At 56.1% G+C, this 19367-nt stretch carries 18 protein-coding genes; 8 read left to right on the forward strand and 10 right to left on the reverse strand.

Going from position 1 to position 19367, the window contains the following annotated elements:
- Positions 1-79: 79 nt before the first annotated feature.
- The 6 genes from H8K04_10650 to H8K04_10675 all read right to left on the reverse strand — a co-directional run bounded on the left by H8K04_10650 (position 80) and on the right by H8K04_10675 (position 9110).
- Positions 80-298 carry a hypothetical protein gene (locus H8K04_10650; GenBank protein ID UVT14321.1) on the reverse strand — a complete coding sequence of 73 codons (219 nt, stop codon included), beginning with the start codon at positions 296-298 and terminating at the stop codon, positions 80-82.
- Positions 299-1221: 923 nt separating this feature from the next.
- Positions 1222-1692: a hypothetical protein gene (locus tag H8K04_10655; protein UVT14322.1), complete on the reverse strand. Its 471-nt coding sequence runs from the start codon at positions 1690-1692 to the stop codon at positions 1222-1224.
- Positions 1693-1714: 22 nt separating this feature from the next.
- Positions 1715-2590 carry an energy transducer TonB gene (locus H8K04_10660; protein ID UVT14323.1) on the reverse strand — a complete coding sequence of 292 codons (876 nt, stop codon included), beginning with the start codon at positions 2588-2590 and terminating at the stop codon, positions 1715-1717.
- 534 nt (positions 2591-3124) lie between these two features.
- Positions 3125-4678 carry a TolC family protein gene (locus H8K04_10665; GenBank protein ID UVT14324.1) on the reverse strand — a complete coding sequence of 518 codons (1554 nt, stop codon included), beginning with the start codon at positions 4676-4678 and terminating at the stop codon, positions 3125-3127.
- A 257-nt stretch (positions 4679-4935) separates the two neighbouring features.
- A complete protein-coding gene (locus H8K04_10670; protein UVT17950.1) occupies positions 4936-7944 on the reverse strand; it encodes an efflux RND transporter permease subunit in 3009 nt (1002 codons plus the stop codon).
- 104 nt (positions 7945-8048) lie between these two features.
- Positions 8049-9110: an efflux RND transporter periplasmic adaptor subunit gene (locus H8K04_10675; GenBank protein UVT14325.1), complete on the reverse strand. Its 1062-nt coding sequence runs from the start codon at positions 9108-9110 to the stop codon at positions 8049-8051.
- A 367-nt stretch (positions 9111-9477) separates the two neighbouring features.
- On the opposite strand from H8K04_10675, the gene H8K04_10680 reads away from it, so the two are divergent.
- Positions 9478-10206 (forward strand): MBL fold metallo-hydrolase, encoded by a 729-nt coding sequence (locus H8K04_10680; protein UVT14326.1) that lies wholly within the window; start codon positions 9478-9480, stop codon positions 10204-10206.
- Positions 10207-10274: 68 nt separating this feature from the next.
- On the forward strand, positions 10275-10643 hold the full coding sequence (locus H8K04_10685) for a VOC family protein (protein UVT17951.1): 369 nt from the start codon (positions 10275-10277) through the stop codon (positions 10641-10643).
- A gap of 40 nt (positions 10644-10683) precedes the next feature.
- Here the strand turns inward: H8K04_10685 and H8K04_10690 are convergent, their stop codons facing one another.
- Positions 10684-11505 (reverse strand): class I SAM-dependent methyltransferase, encoded by an 822-nt coding sequence (locus H8K04_10690; protein ID UVT14327.1) that lies wholly within the window; start codon positions 11503-11505, stop codon positions 10684-10686.
- 200 nt (positions 11506-11705) lie between these two features.
- Here H8K04_10690 and H8K04_10695 point away from each other — a divergent pair, with 200 nt between their 5' ends.
- Together H8K04_10695 and H8K04_10700 are read left to right on the forward strand one after the other, a co-directional pair.
- Positions 11706-12710: an AraC family transcriptional regulator gene (locus H8K04_10695; GenBank protein UVT14328.1), complete on the forward strand. Its 1005-nt coding sequence runs from the start codon at positions 11706-11708 to the stop codon at positions 12708-12710.
- 311 nt (positions 12711-13021) lie between these two features.
- Entirely contained in the window at positions 13022-13471 is a 450-nt protein-coding gene (locus H8K04_10700; protein UVT14329.1) for a hypothetical protein, read from the forward strand.
- A gap of 47 nt (positions 13472-13518) precedes the next feature.
- Here the strand turns inward: H8K04_10700 and H8K04_10705 are convergent, their stop codons facing one another.
- Positions 13519-13878, reverse strand: coding sequence for a hypothetical protein (locus H8K04_10705; protein ID UVT14330.1), 360 nt, complete (start codon positions 13876-13878; stop codon positions 13519-13521).
- A gap of 790 nt (positions 13879-14668) precedes the next feature.
- Here H8K04_10705 and H8K04_10710 point away from each other — a divergent pair.
- From H8K04_10710 to H8K04_10720, 3 genes are all read left to right on the forward strand, one after another.
- Complete coding sequence (locus H8K04_10710) at positions 14669-15232, forward strand: DUF3617 domain-containing protein (protein ID UVT14331.1); 564 nt, start codon at positions 14669-14671, stop codon at positions 15230-15232.
- A gap of 38 nt (positions 15233-15270) precedes the next feature.
- A complete protein-coding gene (locus tag H8K04_10715) occupies positions 15271-15570 on the forward strand; it encodes an antibiotic biosynthesis monooxygenase (GenBank protein UVT14332.1) in 300 nt (99 codons plus the stop codon).
- Positions 15571-15704: 134 nt separating this feature from the next.
- The gene (locus H8K04_10720; protein UVT14333.1) at positions 15705-16664 is read left to right on the forward strand and encodes a hypothetical protein; all 960 of its coding nucleotides are present in this window, start codon (positions 15705-15707) and stop codon (positions 16662-16664) included.
- A gap of 72 nt (positions 16665-16736) precedes the next feature.
- On the opposite strand, the gene H8K04_10725 is transcribed toward H8K04_10720, so the two are convergent.
- Positions 16737-17108 carry a hypothetical protein gene (locus tag H8K04_10725; GenBank protein UVT14334.1) on the reverse strand — a complete coding sequence of 124 codons (372 nt, stop codon included), beginning with the start codon at positions 17106-17108 and terminating at the stop codon, positions 16737-16739.
- Between the two features lie 65 nt (positions 17109-17173).
- On the opposite strand from H8K04_10725, the gene H8K04_10730 reads away from it, so the two are divergent.
- Positions 17174-18076, forward strand: coding sequence for an alpha/beta hydrolase (locus H8K04_10730; GenBank protein ID UVT14335.1), 903 nt, complete (start codon positions 17174-17176; stop codon positions 18074-18076).
- Between the two features lie 3 nt (positions 18077-18079).
- Here the strand turns inward: H8K04_10730 and H8K04_10735 are convergent, their stop codons facing one another.
- Positions 18080-19282: a beta-propeller fold lactonase family protein gene (locus H8K04_10735; GenBank protein UVT14336.1), complete on the reverse strand. Its 1203-nt coding sequence runs from the start codon at positions 19280-19282 to the stop codon at positions 18080-18082.
- Positions 19283-19367: the final 85 nt, after the last annotated feature.

Raw genomic sequence — 19367 nt, forward strand, 5'->3', positions numbered from 1 at the left:
GCGCAGCCCTTCAGCGGGATTTCATCAACGTACCGGCCAATTCTATTCGCCTGAACGCCATAGCGTATCGTTCAGTGATTCAATGGCACACTTCATTAACACTGGATTGTGTTGCCAGCGAAGCTTGGCTGAGGGAAGGCTCTGCAACGATCGATGCAAGACGTCGTATCGATTCGGCAAACACCTGAAATTCCTCCCGCCCAAAGTGAATGGTGACGGCCCCGCTTGCCAGACGAAGTCCACCGCAATTGCACAGTATCAATCTCGTTGCCCCATCAAGCCCGAACATTTTTTCCATACTGCGTTCCTCCTTTTCGTTGCTCCTCATCTTTACCTGTGGAGACCGTGTTTCACCAAGCCAAGAGTCCTCCCTGGACGCACAAGGAGTTCCTCCCGATACCAGCCGCAGTTGACGCACCTCCAATGCCGACCTTCGTAATAGTCAAGCGCCAGTTCCCCTATCAGCAAACCTCTGCATTTTTTACAGATCGTCGGCATATTTTCTCCTCATTGCATGACTACAATTGTCCCTGGCCGTTCTCCATTCGATTCGCAGGTGCTCCACACACTGTCTTCAGATCGACCTCGATCGACATCAACTAACACCCCGTTTCATCAGGCTCATACATATGCGTGACACAAAAAACCCAAGATGTCTTTCGACGTCTTGGGCTCCGGGCTTATCAACCTCTGGCCTCACTACTGAACCGTACCTATGCAATTACTCGGCTGCTCACCTTTTGTTGATCTTTGGTATAGATGATATGTATTCTCAATATCATTTAATGACCATCTTGTCAACCATTGGTGGTGCCGACCATATCTCCATGGATAAAAAGACTGCGGTCTTACAGATCAGCGGCGACGCGGGAGTTGAGCACAAGTAGAACAGAATACAGGGCTGAGAACAGCTTATGGGCTCGGATTCGGATTGAGGTCCGCGGGCGGCATTCCACGGATGGCCGAATGATGAATGGCAACGAAGCGTCGGCAACGAGTGCATTTGATGACGAGCTCATCTCCCTGCCAGCGAGCGACGAGCTTACCACAGCGGCATCGCACATCTGCGCCAGCCGCCGTCGGAATGTATCCCCTCATGACACCATCCCCGCTTTGTTACCCGCTCGATCGGAGTGACCCGCCACGACCGGTTCGGCTACGTGCCTCTCCTGCCGCCCTAAGGATGCCCCTCGGATTTCACCTGCCGTTGCCGTGCTTTGGCTACTTGAACGTCAGTTTCTTGAGTTCTGAAGCGGCCAGCTCGACTTCGCCGAAATCCGATTGTCCTTTGAAGCTGCCCGCGATGGCCAACACGAAGTCTCCCGTCTTGCCATCCGCGAGCGTGATCGAAACATTCGGCAGCGCACCGTTTCCTGACGGTTTGAGATCGATGAACTTGATGCTGTCGAACTTAATCTTGACCGTCGCCGTTCCTCGCTTGACCGGAACCTCTCTGACTTCATGAGGCACGAACGCGGTCTCGCTGATTTTCTCCTCCCAATAGAAAATCACGTTTTTCAGGTCCGTCTCGACGCCTTTGGCGTCGGTTGCGGACGCATGGAAGGCTCTCTCAGATTTGCTGTCGGCTTTACTTTCCGCCCAAACAGGACCGGTCGATATCCACAGTACACCTATTGCCAAGACAGATTGAGCCACATACCGTGTCGCACGTATGATCGTCCAGCGATTCATGTCGGTCTCCTTTTTGATCTGATTACCCATCCAATCGATAATTGATAGGAATGAGAAGAGTAATATGTCGTTTGCCCAACGGATGCTTCAGCGTCAACGGGGAGGCTTTTTTCATCACCGCCATCGCCTCCTCGTCCAAAACGGCTCTGCCTGAGGTTTCCGCGATCTTCACCCTGACCACTTCGCCATCGTCGCGAATGACAGCCTCCACCACGACTTTACCTTCCCAATGATTCATGCGAGCTTGCGCCGGATACCGCTTCAGTTCTTCAATGCGGCTCCACAATGTGTCCCTGAGCCAGCCATAATCCGCCCGAGTTTCGCGATAACGTACCTGCCGATATTGAACCGTTCGTTGCTCGAATGTGGGGGTTGCCGATTCAACCGGCGCTGCCTGTTCGACGATCTGTGCAGCGGAAAATGCGACCGGCTCCGCAACAACGGCTTGCGACGTGACTATTTGCGATTCCGTGGACTCCACCGCAGCGGCATATTCCATGACCGGTTCGGCATTTGCGGCCACGTCCTTGACGACCCGTGTCGTTTCCACCGGCGCCACGGCCTCACGAGTCGGTGGCTTTGGGCGTTGAGCGATCGGCTGGCTTGGCTGTTGGATAGGAGGATTCGGCTTCACGGGTGAGGGAGGCGGCTGTACAACCGGCTCGGCCGGCGCCGATTCTGATCGCGTGGGCGCTTCCACCATCGCGACGTTCCATCGAAAGGTCTCTTGCAGAATCGGCTTATTAATTTCCGCCATGAGGAGCAACGCCCCGGCCATGGCCATGGTATGGATCAGCACCGAAGCCGTCCATCCCCTGGCCTGTTCGGCAGCAACGCTTGTGCTGATTCGACCGATTTTGATTCCATCTCGGTTGACCATCGGTCTTACTGCTTCCATCAGTGCGCTTCCCATTTCTGCACCAGGGAACAACCAGCCATGAACGTGCCTTCTGATATCAAAAAAAAGCCCATGGCCGCCGATCGGCAACCATGGGCTCTGGATTTAACGTACTCTGGCCTCTGACCGAGGATCCTCTATTCGGAGCGAACCTCGGTTATTAATTCTGATAGTTCCTATCACTACATGGGACCTTTTGACTCTGTCAACCCCTACTTTCCTCGATGTGACGTTCTTTAAGCGAAGACGGTTGGTTGTCTGCAGCGTGCCGCAGTGAAATTCTGCCGTTGAGCGTATCATCGTGTACAAATAAGTATCTGGTCTGCCAGACTGTTGGAGACCCGGCATAGCTGTTCACTTATGAGACGGATGACCTTCATAATCCCTCACCTGCGTGTCGAAGAAAGTTTCTGATCCACTCTCGAATAGCTTGGAATGGGGGCGCTGCTTGGGTCGTAGCCATAAGAACTTGGCTGGCGCTGTTGAGAAACTCATTGAGCGAGCCGATTTGGTCAAGGCGTCACGAGAGGGCCCTCAAAGTTCGAGATGATAGCGGTCCAACGTGGTTGCCTTATGGCGAGCCAGATTGGACAGAGACTTGTTGTAATCGATGACAGCCCGTAACTCATTGCCCTGCGCCGTTGCCAGGTCACGCTGGAAGTCCAGCACGAACCGAGTGGTGCTGAGCCCCACCTTCAATCGTTCCTGTTCGGTTTTCAACTGTTTTTCAGCCAATATGCGCGCCGATTGGGTGGTTTCTATGCGTTTGAAGTCAGTCTGAACTCGGCGCACCGCTTCGCGGACGCTGACAATAACTTGCTGGCGAACACTGGAGAGGAACGCCTCGGCGTTTTTGGCCTCGAGCTTACGTTTATTATAGGTACTGATGGCGGCACGGTTACCGAGCGGATAGCTGAGCATCAGCCCCGCCCCATAGTTGTAGAAGTCGCCGCTGAAGTTTCTCGTGAAGGACTCACCGTAGTCGCCACCGAGTCCGGAGAGTCCCATCGTGCCTTGAAACGAGAGTGTCGGGAGGAGTTGATTGCGGGCGAATCGTTGGTTGAGTTCACCTGATTCCACATTTTTTTTTGCTTGCACGATCTCCGGCCGCTGTTCGATCGCAGTATCGATGGCTGCCTGGAGGCTGAGCGGCTCAAGAACTGTGACGGGAGGATCAGCCGGGGTGAGGCGGACATCTTCCCGCAGATCTTCTTCACCCGGGTTCAAGAGACGACGTAGTTGATCTTCCTCATCTCGAATGTCCTTTTCGGCCACCAAGACCTGCTCCACCCTTGAAGCGACCGCAGCCTCGGCCTGAAGAACGTCGACAACAGACATCACGCCGCCTTTTGCCTTGGCACGGTTGTTCGCCAAGAGTTCCTCGGCGGCCTTCAACGCGGCTTGAGCCACTTTCACATTTTCCTTTGCAAACACCAGTTCCCAATAGTTTTGTTCGACGGTGGCAATGACGGTCAACACCCGGTCCCTAAAAACATGCTGTTCGACCACGGCGTTATTCTGGGCGATCTTGATGAAGGTCTGATTGATCGCGACCCCGAAATTCTTGAGTAACGGCTGGGTGAATGTGAAAGCGAGACCGCCTGTCCATGCAGGGTTGAACAAGAATCCGTCGGCAAGATTCGCTCTGTTTCTTGCCGGGCTATAGTTCACGTCGAAATGGCCGCCCGTCAGGAGGTTGGTCGAGGCATCCACGCTCACAGAATGGTTGCGCTGGTCGAACCTCGTGATTTCGTTGAGTGCGGAACCAGTGGCTCCTAACACGGGACGCTCAAGGGGATCGACTGTCCGGATATATCTCCCATTCAGACTCAGGGTAGGATCGAATTTGGCTTGTTCGAGGACGATATCGGTCAGCCGACCTTCCTTGGTCTGGCGGCTGATCGTGATGTCCAGATTACTCTGGAGGGCACGCACTGCCACATCCGCCAGCGAGATGACTTCATGCCGTTCGCCAGAAATCGTTTGCGGCGCATCAAAACTCCAGACGTGAGACGGTGACGACATCCACCAGAACGCGAGGATAAGAACAGTGACGCGATAGCCAGGTGCTGAATATCTGTGATCCATACAACCCCTCCCCTGAACGACGTCTCTACCAATAGCCGACACAACCGGCCCTAGCATTGGATAGCTAGACCATGATCTTTTTATGAGATCGGCCTCGTATCCTGACTATTAGGACGAAACAAAGGGACTTGGCCTCACCTGTACAAGTGCTTTTGCCGTCTCCTCGAATCGGTGGACAGACCAGTCCTCACCACATCACACATTGTGGCGATGGGATTGCGGACTAACGAATGGTGTATGCGCGGAAAACCGAAGGGCTACTTCGCTCCCTGGGGACCAGAGGTTTTCGTGCCCCCGGAGAGGATTGCATAACCGGCGGGAACCAAAATGAGCGTGACTAATGTTGAAACCACCAGCCCACCGATGAGCACGACGCCGATCTGGCGGCGGCCCGCTGCCCCCGCACCGGTAGCCAGTGCCAGCGGGAGTGCTCCGAGGATCGTCGCACACGTCGTCATCAGGATTGGACGAAGACGCAACGCAGCCGCTTCGATGACCGCCTGGGATGCGTCAAGTCCGCGCTCACGAAGTTGATTGGCGAATTCCACGATGAGAATGGCATTTTTCGTGACGAGCCCGATCAGAATTACGAGACCGATTTGGCTATAGATCGTCAGGCTTCCGTCGATGATGACCAGGGACAGTAATGATCCCGACACGGCCGGCGGTACCGCGAGAAGAATCGTCCATGGATGCCGAAAACTCTCGAACTGCGCCGCGAGCACCAAGAAGATGACCGCCAAAGCCAGCACGAACGTCATGTAGAGATTCCTATTGCTTTCCGCGAACGTTTTGGACTCGCCGGCATAGGCCGTCCGCATACCCGGTCCGGAAATGTCGTTCACCGTTTCGTCCAGAAAATTCAAGGCCTGCCCCAGCGTGAAGCCTTCGGCCAACCCCGCGCTCACGGTGACGGCGCGCATACGATCGAAATGATTCAAGGCTTCAGGCGCAGGCGTTTCCTTAATCGTCACAAGATTATTGAGCTGCACCAATTCGCCTTCATTCCCCCGTACATAGAGCTTGCTGATGTCCGATGGTGTTTCACGACGGCGATCGTCGACTTTCACGATCACCTTGTATTGACGACCGTTCTGCATAAACGTATTGACCGGACGGCCGCTGAGCAATGTCTCCAGCGTCCGCCCAATGGTGGCGACGGACACGCCGAGGTCGGCACCTTTGTCACGATGTGTTTCGACGGCCAGGTGCGGAGTGTTCAACGTCAAATCCATTTCGGGCGTTACAAATCCGGGGTGTTTTGCCAACCGCGCGACGAGCTTTTCGGCGGCCTGCTGCAACTCTTGATAGTCCAACCCTCCGATAACAAACTGCACGGGCGTCTTATCCGACCATTCTCCAATAGAAGGGGGATTCAATAGATACGCCTTCACGCCGGCCAGCTTTCCGAGTTCTTGGTTTAAGCTCGAGACAACCTCTTGCTGACTTCTCGTGCGTTCGGCCCAATCCTTCAATGTGACCCAACTCTCGGCTCGATTGACCCTCGTGGGACGGTCTCCGCGTGCCACCACTGTATAGATATGGGTAATTTCAGGAACCGTCTTGAGCAACGATTCCAATTCTTTGGCGTAGGTATCGGTATAACGGAGCGTGGCCCCCTGCGGCGCAGTGAGGAAACCCGAGAACCACCCCGCGTCCTCGAGGGGAGCTAATTCAGACGGTAACCGGGTGACGATAGACAGGCTCGCCAGGCTGATTCCAACCGCCACGATTACGACCGCTGCTCTTGCGTTCAAGGCCCAGGTCAACCCTCGTCGATAGCGCTCCCCCACCCCTTCCGCGAGGTGTACAGCGAACCGAAACCGGGTGACCGCGATTTCTTGGCGAAGCAATCGCCCACACATAATCGGCGTCAACGTCAGCGCCACAAAGCCGGACAATAGCACTGCCGAAGCAACGGCGATGGCCAATTCTGTGAACAGTTGGCCCACGATACCGGTCAGAAAGGCGATCGGGACGAACACGGTCACGAGCGAAATCGTCGTCGCAATGACGGCAAATGCGATTTCGTTCGTACCCTCGATCGCCGCCTGTAGTGGCGGCATGCCGGCGACGATCCGGCGATAGATATTCTCCAGGACGATGATCGCGTCATCCACGACAAGTCCCACGGCAAGAACAAGGCCAAGCAGGGTCAGTAGGTTCAACGAGCACCCGGTCACCGCCATGACGGTGCATGTCCCGATGATCGATGCCGGAATCGCGACGGCTGGCACGAGCGTCGCGCGCACACTTCCCAAGAAGCAGAAAATCACCAGCACGACAAGGGCCAACGAGAGCCCCAAGGCGATATACACTTCATGGAGCGACTGTTCGATCGGTGTCGAACTGTCCCACGCGAGGGTCATAGTCATTCCGGCGGGCAACCCTGCTGAAATAGCCGGTAATTGCTCCTTGACCGCACGCGCCACGGCCAACGTATTGACCTTCGACTGCCGCGACACGGAAATGCCCAATGATGACTTGCCGTCAAATCGTACAAGCTTCCGAGTATCTTCGGCCCCGAGCTCCACACGGGCGACATCCTCCAAGCGAACCGGATACCCTTCGCGATAGGCCACGATCAGTGATTGGAATTGTTTCGGCGTTTGCATCGTGCCTTTCAGCGAGACGCCGAATTCCACCTGATCGCTCTCAATCCGCCCGGCTGGGATCGAGGCATTCTGACTTCGGATCGCGTCTTCAACGTCCTGGACGGTAAGTCGGCGAGCGGCAAGCCGATCTGGATCCAACCAGATCCGCATGGCATAGCGCCGTTCACCGTCAAGGTACGTCGACGACACGCCGGGGATCATGACCAGTCGTGCCCTGATAAACCGATCGGCGACGTCGGACAGCTCCAGCTCGGAATGGCGGTCGCTCGATACGGAAATCCACAGGATTTCAGTATTCTCCGCCGCGGCCTTCTCCACATGAGGTTCATGAATTCCCAGTGGCAGCAGTGGACGGATTTGGGAGACGCGATCACGTACATCGTTGGTCGCACCGTCCAGATCACGTCCCAACTCGAATTCAAGGGTGACCATCGACACTTCCTCTCGACTGGCCGATGTGAGGGTCCTGAGCCCCTGAATACCGCTGAGCGCATCCTCGAGCGGTGTCGTCACATCCGATTCGAGGACTGATGCGCTCGCGCCCGGATACACCGTGGTCACCGAAACGATAGGCGGCTTGATATCGGGATACTCACGAACCGGCAACCGGAGAAAACTCAAGACCCCGAACAAGACCAGCAGCAGTGTCATGACGACAGCGAACACCGGTCGATGGATACATGTTTCGAAAAAGTTCACGCCCGCACTCGATGGGACTGGCAGGTGACGCTCATAGCGGAAGAGACTGCTTATTGCTACTCGGATGGTTTGATCGAGACACGTTCGCCGTCATGCAACTTGTGGGTTCCGGTTCGGACCACATGATCGCCCTCTTTCAATCCCGAGCGTACGTGGACCATTCCCCGTTCACGCTGACCCAAGGTGACTTCCGTCAGCCGAGCCGTTCGTTCGTCTAATCGAAATACCATGGCCTTGTCCTGTCGCAAGATCTGGGCTTCTTCGGGGATCAGCAGCGCATGGGCCTCCTCGCCCACGTTCAGCCGAACGTTCACAAAGAGTCCAGGGCGCAGTGTGCCCGCCGGATTCGGGATCGAAGCGCGAACGGCAACGGTCCGGTTGGTCGCATCAACTCTCGGATCAATCGCCGTCACATGTCCGTCAAACATCGTGTTCGGAAAAGCATCGGTCACCACGGTCAGCTGCTGGCCGATGTGAAGGCGGCTCAGCCATATTTCAGCCACCTTGAAATCCACGTGGAGCGTGCTCAAATCTTCCAGGTTGACGATGACTTGTCCGGGCTGTACGTAGTCCCCGACCGAGACTCGACGCAGCCCCACGGTTCCGCTGAACGGCGCACGGATGATGGTTTTCTTCAGGCGAGCGGCATACAGGAGGGTATTCGAGGCCGCAGCTTGCCAGGCCATTCGAGCTTCATCAATCTGTTGAGCCGGCACAATGACCTCCTGCTGATCGTTCAGCCGCTTCAACCGCTCGTAGGTCACCGACATCATCTTCTCCTCTGCCTCCGCCTGATTGACTTGCGACTGAAGCTCTTCCGGGTTTAATTCGATTAAGGGAACCGCGCGCTCGACGGACTGGCCATCTCGAAAGTGGATGCGGCGGATCACGCCGGCGATCTCCGGCTTCACGGTGATCGATGCAATCGCCTCCAGCGTACCCACTGCCTGAATCGATTCTGTGATTGAACCGACGACGACCGGAACGATTTCCACCAAAACAGCCTGATCAAGCCCTGGTGTGGCAGTCGATGACTCACTGGTCGACCGATCTCCCAGCTTGAATGTAATGAAAGCAGCCAGGACCATGATCCCGACGGCAACGGCGAGACTTTTCATCTTCATACTCAAGGTCTATTCTCACCCGCATGGCATCGTCCCATAGTCGTCAGGTCGATACAACGGTCCCTGACTTATATGAGACGGATTCACCGCGAAGAACCTCACCTCAGAATCCTAACGAAATTTCGCTTACTCTCGATTTATCGGTTCCCAAGGCATTGGCACGATGAGCGTTCTTCAGCCTGACCCCTTGAATCAACTGGACTTTCCCGCGTGAGGCCGGCCCATAAGTCCGCGGCGGAACTCCCGTTTAGTTGTGCAAGCCGCCCTCATGGCGGTCGGCCCTGCGAGCGTCTCCTCGGTCGATTGCAGCCGCTGGCATGATGTATTACGATGCCGGCGCACTCTATACCGAGAGGGCTCCATGACGACGATTACCGAGGTGGCGCCGGACCTCTTCCGGATCACAACGTTCGTGAAACCATTCGACATCCAATTCAGTCAGTTCCTCGTGCGCGATGAACAGCCTCTCTTATTCCACACAGGACCGCGCGCGTTGTTCTCGGCGACAAGAGACGCCGTGATGTCTCTGCTCGATGTTCGGACCTTACGATGGATCGGATTCAGCCATTTTGAAGCCGACGAGTCCGGAACCCTGCCTGAGTGGCAGACCCTCGCTCCGCAATCTGATGCGGTCTGCAGTGTGGTCGGTAAACTTGTGAGCGTCGATGATTGTCTCTCACTTCGGCCTGCCAAAGGCATGACCGATGGGGAGGTGTTGCAGACAGGACGGTATCGCTTTCAATTCCTCTCGACGCCGCATGTGCCGCACTGTTGGGAAGCGGGATTGCTGTTCGAGGAAACACAGCGGACTCTCTTGTGCTCGGATCTCTTCCATCAAAACGGCGACGTGGAACCCATCACAGAGTCGGATGTCATTGAGCGATGCAGGACCACCCTTGTTGAGTATCAAAAAGGTCCGCTGGCGAATTATGTGCCGTATTGCACATTGACCGACACGACGCTGAAACGGTTGGCCGCACTGCAGCCTAGGACACTGGCGACGATGCACGGCTCCGTCTATGTCGGGAATGGGAGCCAAGCGCTCCTCGATCTCGCCGTGGTATGGCGAGAGGTATTAGGCCCACGGTAGACGCTGTGGCACATAGCGTTGCCATCCCACCGCTTTATGAGTCACCTCGGCCGGGAGATGCCGTGGTCATGCGGATTGCCGAATTTGCCTTCATTGTCTATCCTGCTACGGACAAGACACGGTCCCGGGCGTTCTACGATGGTGTGCTCGGACTCACTCCTACCATGTCCCTCGATATACCGGATGGTTTTTGGATCGAGTACGAGATCGGACCCCACACACTCGCAGTTGGACAGGAACCATTCCTCAAGCCCTCAAGTGATGGTCCCCACCTCGCACTGGAAGTGGAAGACTTTGACCAGACGATCGAACATCTGCGACATCACCATGTGCAGTTCGCCCATGAGCCTTTCGACTTGCCCGCCTGCAGAGCAGCGATCGTCGTCGACCCCGACGGCAACAAGCTCGGCATCCACCAACGAAAAAGAAAAGGCTGAAAGGCCGGAGCGCGCTCGCTGAGCCGTTCCGTGCTTCTGTTCACGCTCGAATGCCGATGACCTCAAGATATTCTCCGTACACCACGGTACAGTTCGGCCCGGATTGATTGTGCCGCGTCCACAAATCTTCCAATTCCTTCCGAAGGCGTCCCTGGCCGACCTCGTCAAGCGAGGCGAACGCCCGATTGGTCGGCCCATAGTAGAGACGAAAGAATTCGACGACCTCCGACGGTGGAAATGGGTATTCGAAGCGATACTGCCGTCTGGTCAAATTGAGTTCTGAGAGGCCGTGGCCCATCCGTTCGCGGACGGTGGCTTCGTCGCCCCACAAGACCGGCGACGGCATTCCAGATGGCGCAATGAATCCCGACACGGTCTTGAACATCTGTCCGACAAAACCCTGTGGTGTCCAATTGGCCATGGCGATCGTGCCGCCCGGCACACAGACACGGAGTAATTCGTGCGCAACGCGATCGGGCCGAGGCGCGAACATGGCGCCGATGAGGCTTGTCACGACGTCGAATCGAGCATTCGCAAAGGGCAACGCCTGAGCATCCCCTTCTTCGAAGCGAGCGGACAGTCCTTCCGCCTGTGCGCGCGACCGGGCACGCTCCACCAGATTGCCCGCGATATCCACACCGATGACCTCTGCGCCATCACGCGCTGCAAGCAACGCCAGTTGACCTGAACCACAGGCGACGTCCAAAAACTGACAATGAGGAGCCACGTTGAGTCGTTCGTAAAACTCGCGGGCCCCGCCTTCCATGTACCGTGAAAAGCGATCGTAGTCGCCGGCTGTCCAGATCCCCTTGAGGCGTACCATGACATCCGCTCCCTCAAGCACCATTGCACGTGTCTCCATTGCGCACCTCCTTGTCTCTATGGTTGACCGTTCATCCTGATAGGCTGCTGTGTCTCAATGGGGCAACTATAGGCGAAAAAAACGTTGGCGTCTTAGCCTAGCGTCTGGCTCTCTTAGCAGCGGAATGATAAGCTACCAACCCGATTAGCCGGGCGTCCGAAATCATTGCCCGACTGTCGCCCATCTAAAGGAATCGCTGCATGGACGTGCTCTCTGAAGTGCTGAAAGCCGTGAAGCTCGACGGCGCTGTATTCTTTAACGGTGAATTCTCTGCGCCCTGGTGCGCGCTTGAGCCGGACTCGTGCACCATGGCCGGGTACCTGTCCGCCCATTCCGCGCATGTGATCATTTTTCACTTGGTGACCGAAGGACAGTGCTATGCGCGCGTGGAGGATGGCGGCACTCCATTGGCTCTGGAGGCCGGCGACATTGTGATCCTTCCCCATGGTCATGCGCACCGCATGGGAAACGGCCCAGCCGTCGCGCCAATGAATAGTGCACAGACTCTGCGTCGCGTACTCGCGGAAGGCCTCAAACTCTCCCGATTCGGCGGGGGCGGAGCACTCACCAAACTCATCTGCGGCTACATGACGTGCGATCTTCAGCTCAGTCACATGCTGCTGGCCGGTCTCCCGGACATCGTGAAGATCAATATCCGGGACAATGCGGCCGGGCGTTGGTTGGAGGACACCCTTCGCTATTCAGTGGACCATGCCGAAGCCTCTGGTCCCGGCGGGGCGGCCGTGGTGGCAAAACTGTCCGAAGCGCTCTTCGTGGAAACGTTGAGGCGATACATTGCGGGGCTGCCTGCAACAGAGACAGGCTGGCTCGCCGGGGTCCGAGATCACGAGGTCGGGAAAACATTAGCCCTGCTGCATCGCGAGCCGGCTCGACCCTGGACGATCGCCACCTTGGCGAACGAAGTCGGCATCTCTCGTTCCGTACTCGCCCAGCGGTTCCGCAATTACCTCTCCGACACTCCGATCGGGTATTTGACACGCTGGAGAATGCACCTCGCCGCACAACTGTTACAATCGACATCGAAGAGTGTGGCTGAAGTAGCCGGCGACGTGGGATACGAGTCCGAGCCATCCTTCAACCGGGCCTTCAAGCGAGAATTCAAACTTCCACCTGCGCGATTTCGCGCCGACACACGATCCCGCGTTCGAAGAGCGGCTCTATCGCCGGTTTTGGTTGAATCCTAAGCGCTCATTCACTGAATCGCCGTTTGCCGCTGTGCTAACCAAGACCCAACTACTCACCGTGCATTCTCAGCCGTTGTCTAGTTATCTATGACACTTCCTTCCAGCCTGCACCCCCCCTGGTTCGTTTCTCCCTTCGATCTTGTATTGACCGTCAACAAGACGACGGCGTCGTTGCCTCCGGTCACTGTATGCTGAAGCATGGATGTGTCTGTGATTTTCGGCTAGACTGATTTATCAGAGGTGGCCACGACTGTCTCCGTGCACGAGGCCCCGTACCCTCCGACCAAGTTACAGATGCAACGGCAACTCCCGTGACCTCATCGCCCGATAAGACACACGACGGTAAGCGACCGCATGGTCTGATGCAGGTCGTGAAGGCCGGCGTTATCTATTTTCTCGTCGCGATTGGAACGGGATTTGTTCTCGAGGTGATTCGAATGCAAGTCGTTGCGCTGCATGTCAGCGAACGGCTGGCTGAGATCTTGGAGATTCCGAACGTTCTGCTGGCCACGATCGTCGGAGCGCGCTGGGTCATCGACCGATTTACGTTGCCTCCCCTGCCAGGCATCCGACTTGGCGTGGGTCTCGTGGCCCTCTGCCTGATGCTTCTCCTGGAATGGACGGTCGTGCTCCCCATCCACGGCCTCTCATTCAGGGAATACGCTGCTGGACAAGAGACCGTCGTAGGAATAGTTCCCGTCGGAGCGCTCGGCGTCTTGACGGTCATGCCCTTTCTCGTCGGGTACCGATGGGAACACTGATACGATCTCAATCCGTGTAACGAATGTGGGCTACCAATCTACTCCCGCTACGTCTCCATCATCTCCAGCCTGGTATCGAACTCATGCCCGCAGGCCGTGCAGCGGATACAATCGGATTCCACCACGAATTCGTCGGTTCGGACCCCCATCCCGCCGCAATCCGGACACCTGGCCAGGTGGACCCGCTCGTCGTTCACCGTTTCGTACTGAGTCCCACGAAGACAATAGACCGGCTTTCCATCGAGCAACCACGGCTGCCCTCGCTTGTCGACGACCGGCAACACGAGATAATGATGGTTCACATAGGCTTCAATGTCTTGCCGGCTCGCGAAGCCGTCTTTGATCAGCTTTCCTCCTAACGCCTCGTAGAGGGCATGCTCTTTCACGATGGCCTTCGTCGGACCCATATCTCCCTCCTATTTTTAAAGTTCAGATCAATGCACTCGACCGGTGTCAAAATTTCACTCGCTTCTGACAATCATCCATCCTGAGGCGAACAAGCGCCCGCGCTCTCGCGGTTGTGTGTAGAAAGAACAAGCCGACATCGAGCCATTATGCCGCCCGACGGTCTGTAACTGATGGTGGTATCGGCATATTGACTGGTCCACCGGCACGTTGCTTCGATCCCTGTCGATCTCTATTTCCATTAGAGTAGAGCAGGGTCATACAGACAACCAACATCACGACCAAGGCTGCGAGGCCGATCACGATTCCCCAATATGCCCATGACATAGGTCACACCCTCGCGCCCCCCACGCGAGTCCTTTGAGTGCCCACAACTAATCTTCGCCTTCGAATGCCATTAGGCTCGTACTTGCAATCTGGTACCCTGCATAAGACATAGGGCACCAGGGACACGATGCATTGATTTCGCAGTATCGGAGGAGAGGACCCGTCTGATGAGGAACACACACCCGGCAGGTCCGAACCGTTGAAACCATGCTCCACGGAGGACCATCGTCACCACCTTCAGAGTGAGGCGGCTGCGAAATGACATCCTCAGCCTACGCCTCAAACGATAGACAGGTCAAGAGGGAGAGTATCGAGACGAAATCATCTCTTATTCCCTCCATGTTCCGGAGTGTATTGCTGGTCACGTTGGTCTATCCGTTTGTTCAAAACGCTCTTCGCTCGCCATAGACCAGTCGGAGTGGAACAAGTACAATACCTCGCTGCAGTCCATCAGGAGGGGGGCGTATGCTCAAGACGACCGTGGCACTCAGGGCCCTTGGAGTTGTCGTAGCAGGGGGACTTGTTCTCGAGTTCGTCATTCCCTGCGTGATGCCGGATGCACAAGCGGAGTCCCTGAATGTCAAACCAGGCGCGTGGGAGATGACGGTTACGACGGTTGCATCGGGAATGAAACTCTCGCCAGAGATGTCGGCTAGGATGACGCCACAACAACGCACCCAAATGGAGCAGATGATGAAAGCCCGCGAGGGCAAGCCCCACACAACGACCGCGCAGTCGTGTATTACGAAAGTGGATGTGGCTCACGATCGCATCATCAAGGAAATGGAAGAAGAAGATGATGATGAGGTGCCATGCAAGATCAAGGTGATCTCGAAATCATCGTCGAAGCTGGCACTTGACCAGATATGCCCAGGCCCGCCACCTTCAACAACCCATTTCACGATCGAGGCCAAAACGACTGAAAGCCTTGCAGCAACCGGTGATAGGGAACAATCGGGATCAGGCAAGGTACATATGGACATCATAGGACGCTGGCTCGGCGCCGGCTGCAGCGGAATCGACGATTAGGTCAGCAGTTTGCCTTCACCAACAATCGGGCAGTCGTGATGTCAGACACTTCTCTTCGAGTCATTGCGCGCGTCAAAGCCAAGGAGGACCAGATCGCTCAGGTTCGAAAGATCCTCTCGGCAGTTGTTGAGCCAACTCGTCGGGAGGCAGGATGTCTGAGTTATGAGCTTTTGGAAAATATCTCTAGCTCCCCTGAATTCGTATGTGTCGAAGAATGGGCAAGTCCTGCAGCAGAACAGGCACATTTTTCGACTCCACACGTGTTAGGCGCCTTGCATCAGCTGTCGGGACTTCTCGTGACGGAGCCGGAGATTTGCCGGTATGTCATCGTAAAATAAGTCACCGGACCTGACTTGCAACACCACCGCAGAATCCACAATCGTCATATAGGCACAGCAGCAGTACTTGGAATCATAGGCAGCTTACTTTGCCATCAGTTGTTGCAATGGTATATTGACCGACTGTGACGCTTGTGACACCGGATACTGAACTCTCCTTGTCCTTCCAGCAGCAGCGCGCTGTTGTATCTCCGTGGGGCGGGGCATTGCGACGGTATTGGTTGCTCGACGACAGCGGACAGGAAACCGACATCGTGTGGGGCTATTCAGGCGGAAATCACAAGCGAGGCGGACAGGGTGACGTGCTCATTCCATTTCCTGGACGAATCGGCCATGGATGTTACTCGTTCGACGGGCAACAGTTCCAGTTGGAATGCAACGACAAAGAAGGTCCTAATGCCATTCACGGGTTCGTGCGCAATGTGCCGTGGCATGTGCGTGAAGCTCAGGCGAACAGAGTGACGTTTGACGTCCGTCTTGACGCCGATGCGTATACCGGTCGTGGCTATCCATTTTCACTTGAAGTGCGGGTGACGTATGAACTCGACGCGCAAGGGCTATCCTGCTCGTTTACGGTCAACAACGTAGGACCACGTGCAGCCCCCGTTGGAGTCGGATTTCATCCCTACTTCACGGTCGGGACGTCTTTGATCGATGAAGCGGAGGTAGAGATTCCATGTGCCGGCTATCTGGAATTCAACGAGCGACTCGTCCCTACGGGGGTCATTCTGAATGCGGCCGGCACACCGTGGGACTATCGCCGCCATCGTGAGATCGGCCGGCAACGCTTCAATCATTGCTATGTGCAACTCGAGCGCGATGCGCAGGGAATGGCCACGGTATCTCTGCGCCATACCCCAAGCGGACGCGCGATCGACGTGGTGATGGATTCCGCCTTTTCCGCAGTGGTCGTCTACACCGGCGATGCGATTGCGGATGCGCCACGCGCTGCGCTCGCCATTGAGCCGATGACCTGCGCAAGTGATGCGTTCAATCATCCGGACTGGGGACTGAAGCGGCTCGCTTCCGGTGGGACATTCTCAGGATGCTATCGGGTGAGGCCTCGCCTGATATTGACAGATGCTCTGGGATAATTGGTACCAAAATGGGTGGTTCCACACGCAGAGAGTATGCGAGGAGCCGATAAGCCCTGAGCGGGTTGGATCTCAGGCGACTTTCCGTAGATGGGAAGGTTTGCCGGCCGTCAAATCGCGGCAGAGCTGGCGAAGCTTGAACTGGACCTCATCAAAGGACTCCCCTTGCGCCGAATGGTCGGGGTAGCCCTGCAGATAGCCACGCCACTTGCCCTGCTCCTGCGTAAGCACATACCGTGGCGCTTCTACGGGGCCAATTCCTGCCTTGGGTGGTTCAATGCGGGGAATCTCTCGGGAGCTTTTGGCGGAATCGCGGCTCGCCTGTTGGACCTTGAACTGCAGCTCGTCGAATGACGCCGCTTGGATTTCGCGATCAGGACAGCCCTCCGGGTGCGCGCGCCACCTGCCCTGCTCCGGCCAATATACCCAATTTGGTCGTTCCATTCTGGCGATCATAGCGAGGCGTTGAAGATCTGACCAGCAATTTCGAAATTTTTGCACGTACGCATATGGATCCGAAATTCTCCGGCTTATCGGCCTTATCGTTTGGCCATATACACGCCAATAAGCTATCGTTTTCCGTCGCTATGGCAGGGTCCGGGAATCGATTGGTGCTGTGCCTCCATGGATTTCCGGAATCCGCCGTCTCGTGGCGGCATCAGATCCCATCATTGGCCCAAGCCGGGTATCGGGTCTGGGCTCCCGATCTCCGGGGATACGGCGGCACGACACGACCGACCGGCGTCGAGGCCTATGGAATTGAGCCCTTGATGGACGATGTGACTGCGCTGCTCGAGGCTGCCCAAGTTCAGCGTGTCATTCTCGTTGGACACGACTGGGGTGGCATCATCGCCTGGTACTATGCGATGCGGCACAGCGATCGTGTAGAAGCCCTTGTGATTGTGAACGCTCCCCATCCCGCCTGCTTTGAGCGAGAAGTACGGCACTGGCGGCAATTGCGCCGCTCTTGGTACATGGGCTTCTTTCAAATTCCTCGGCTCCCTGAAGCCGCAATGTCCGCCGGCCATGGTTATGTCATCGGCGCAATTTTGAGACATATGGCGATTGATCGCCAATGCATGCCTGACGACCTTGTGCGGATATACCGCCAACAGGCATGCGAGCCCGGAGCCCTCACCGCCATGGTGAATTATTATCGAGCAGCCTTACGCGGCGGCGCGTCTCGACAGCGGCAATTGGGATACCCTGCCGTCGCGATTCCTACACTGGTGATTTGGGGGCTGCAGGATCATGCGCTGGCCGCTGAGAATCTGGAAGGTTTGAGCAATTGTGCGACTGACTTGACGGTGGTGAAGATCGCCGACGCTGGGCATTTCGTCCATGAAGACAAGCCGGAACAAGTGACGCGTGAGATGCTGACTTGGTTACGCAATAGATTACCGCACGACTGATGGTCATCCGGGTGTCGCGATTGCAGAAGGTGTCGTCCCCGCTGGGAAGGGATTTCCAAACAAAGGGTTTAACGGTGCAAGTCCCCCGGTTCCTTGCGCGATGGCATAAGCCGACACACGGCCTCCACGATTCACCACATAAAGAAATTGGCCATCCGACGAGAAGGTCATTGCCACAGGCGTGGTGCCCGCAGGTGCGGGGTTCAGGTTACCCGCTGAGCTCGGCACGAGCGTCAACAGTCCGCCGCTTCCAATAGTAAATGCCGTCACCGTACCTCCGCCATTGGCCGTGTAAACAAATTGGCCATCCTGGGAGATGACAATGGCATTAGGAGTCGTGCTCCCGACCGGGATGGGGTTCGCGCTGGACCCCGCCGCCGGCGCCAAGCTGAGGAGGCCGTTCGCCGCAATTTGAAATACCGTGACATCATTGGAGCCACTGTTGGCCACGTAGAGAAACGAACCATTCGGCGAGATGGCAATCCCTTTTGGAGCCGTTCCACCGGTCGAGATAGGATTCCTGCTCGTCCCGGACGTGGGTATGCGCGTTAAGAGCCCGGTTCCTCCGATTGAGAATGCCGTGACATCGTTGGATCCACTGTTGGCCACATAGAGGAATTTTCCAATTGGGGAAAGCACTACGGATGCAGGATCAGATCCGCCAACCGAAACGGGGTTCGAGTTGCCGGCCGCCTGCGGTATAGACGTCAAAACCCCTGCAGTCCCTATATTGAACGCGGTCACGTTATCAGAGCCACCATTGACCACATACAGATACTTTGTATCAGAGGAGATGGCCATTGCGCCTGGAGTTGTGCCGACTGAAGCCGGGTTGGGATTGAGCGCAGTCGATGGCACCAAGATAAGGCCACCGTCCGTTGCAACTCTGAATGCCGTCACGTTATTCGCTCGACTGTTGGCCACAAACGTGAAAAATCCATCGGACGATATCGCAATCGCTGACGGACCTGAGAGATTCGCAAACGGAGAGCCGGCAATCGGCACCAATGCACCAGTCCCTGCATTGATGCTGTATCCGGATACATTATTGGAGCCGCTATTGGTGACATAGACGATCGATGTCGTTCCAACACCACCTCCTATGGTTCCTACACCTCCAAACGTGCCTCCATCTCCACCTCCATCGCCACAACCGGATAGAAGCCATGCGAATGCGAACAGCCATACCATCAGCCATTTGTTCATGATCATAGCCCTGTGAATTGTGTGGACAACCCCACCTCGGGTTATACCACTCCCACATGGCTCTGACAACGAAGCAGCTGTGGAC

The sequence above is a fragment of the Nitrospira sp. genome (genome assembly GCA_024760525.1).
Lineage (GTDB): Bacteria > Nitrospirota > Nitrospiria > Nitrospirales > Nitrospiraceae > Nitrospira_D.

Bases quoted from the DNA above. Each gene is read 5' to 3' on its own strand.
- H8K04_10650 (UVT14321.1), bottom strand. From the start codon at position 298: ATGGAAAAAATGTTCGGGCTTGATGGGGCAACGAGATTGATACTGTGC.
- H8K04_10655 (UVT14322.1), bottom strand. From the start codon at position 1,692: ATGAATCGCTGGACGATCATACGTGCGACACGGTATGTGGCTCAATCT.
- H8K04_10660 (UVT14323.1), bottom strand. From the start codon at position 2,590: ATGGAAGCAGTAAGACCGATGGTCAACCGAGATGGAATCAAAATCGGT.
- H8K04_10665 (UVT14324.1), bottom strand. From the start codon at position 4,678: ATGGATCACAGATATTCAGCACCTGGCTATCGCGTCACTGTTCTTATC.
- H8K04_10670 (UVT17950.1), bottom strand. From the start codon at position 7,944: ATGACACTGCTGCTGGTCTTGTTCGGGGTCTTGAGTTTTCTCCGGTTG.
- H8K04_10675 (UVT14325.1), bottom strand. From the start codon at position 9,110: ATGAAAAGTCTCGCCGTTGCCGTCGGGATCATGGTCCTGGCTGCTTTC.
- H8K04_10680 (UVT14326.1), top strand. From the start codon at position 9,478: ATGACGACGATTACCGAGGTGGCGCCGGACCTCTTCCGGATCACAACG.
- H8K04_10685 (UVT17951.1), top strand. From the start codon at position 10,275: ATGCGGATTGCCGAATTTGCCTTCATTGTCTATCCTGCTACGGACAAG.
- H8K04_10690 (UVT14327.1), bottom strand. From the start codon at position 11,505: ATGGAGACACGTGCAATGGTGCTTGAGGGAGCGGATGTCATGGTACGC.
- H8K04_10695 (UVT14328.1), top strand. From the start codon at position 11,706: ATGGACGTGCTCTCTGAAGTGCTGAAAGCCGTGAAGCTCGACGGCGCT.
- H8K04_10705 (UVT14330.1), bottom strand. From the start codon at position 13,878: ATGGGTCCGACGAAGGCCATCGTGAAAGAGCATGCCCTCTACGAGGCG.
- H8K04_10710 (UVT14331.1), top strand. From the start codon at position 14,669: ATGCTCAAGACGACCGTGGCACTCAGGGCCCTTGGAGTTGTCGTAGCA.
- H8K04_10715 (UVT14332.1), top strand. From the start codon at position 15,271: ATGTCAGACACTTCTCTTCGAGTCATTGCGCGCGTCAAAGCCAAGGAG.
- H8K04_10725 (UVT14334.1), bottom strand. From the start codon at position 17,108: ATGGAACGACCAAATTGGGTATATTGGCCGGAGCAGGGCAGGTGGCGC.
- H8K04_10730 (UVT14335.1), top strand. From the start codon at position 17,174: ATGGATCCGAAATTCTCCGGCTTATCGGCCTTATCGTTTGGCCATATA.
- H8K04_10735 (UVT14336.1), bottom strand. From the start codon at position 19,282: ATGAACAAATGGCTGATGGTATGGCTGTTCGCATTCGCATGGCTTCTA.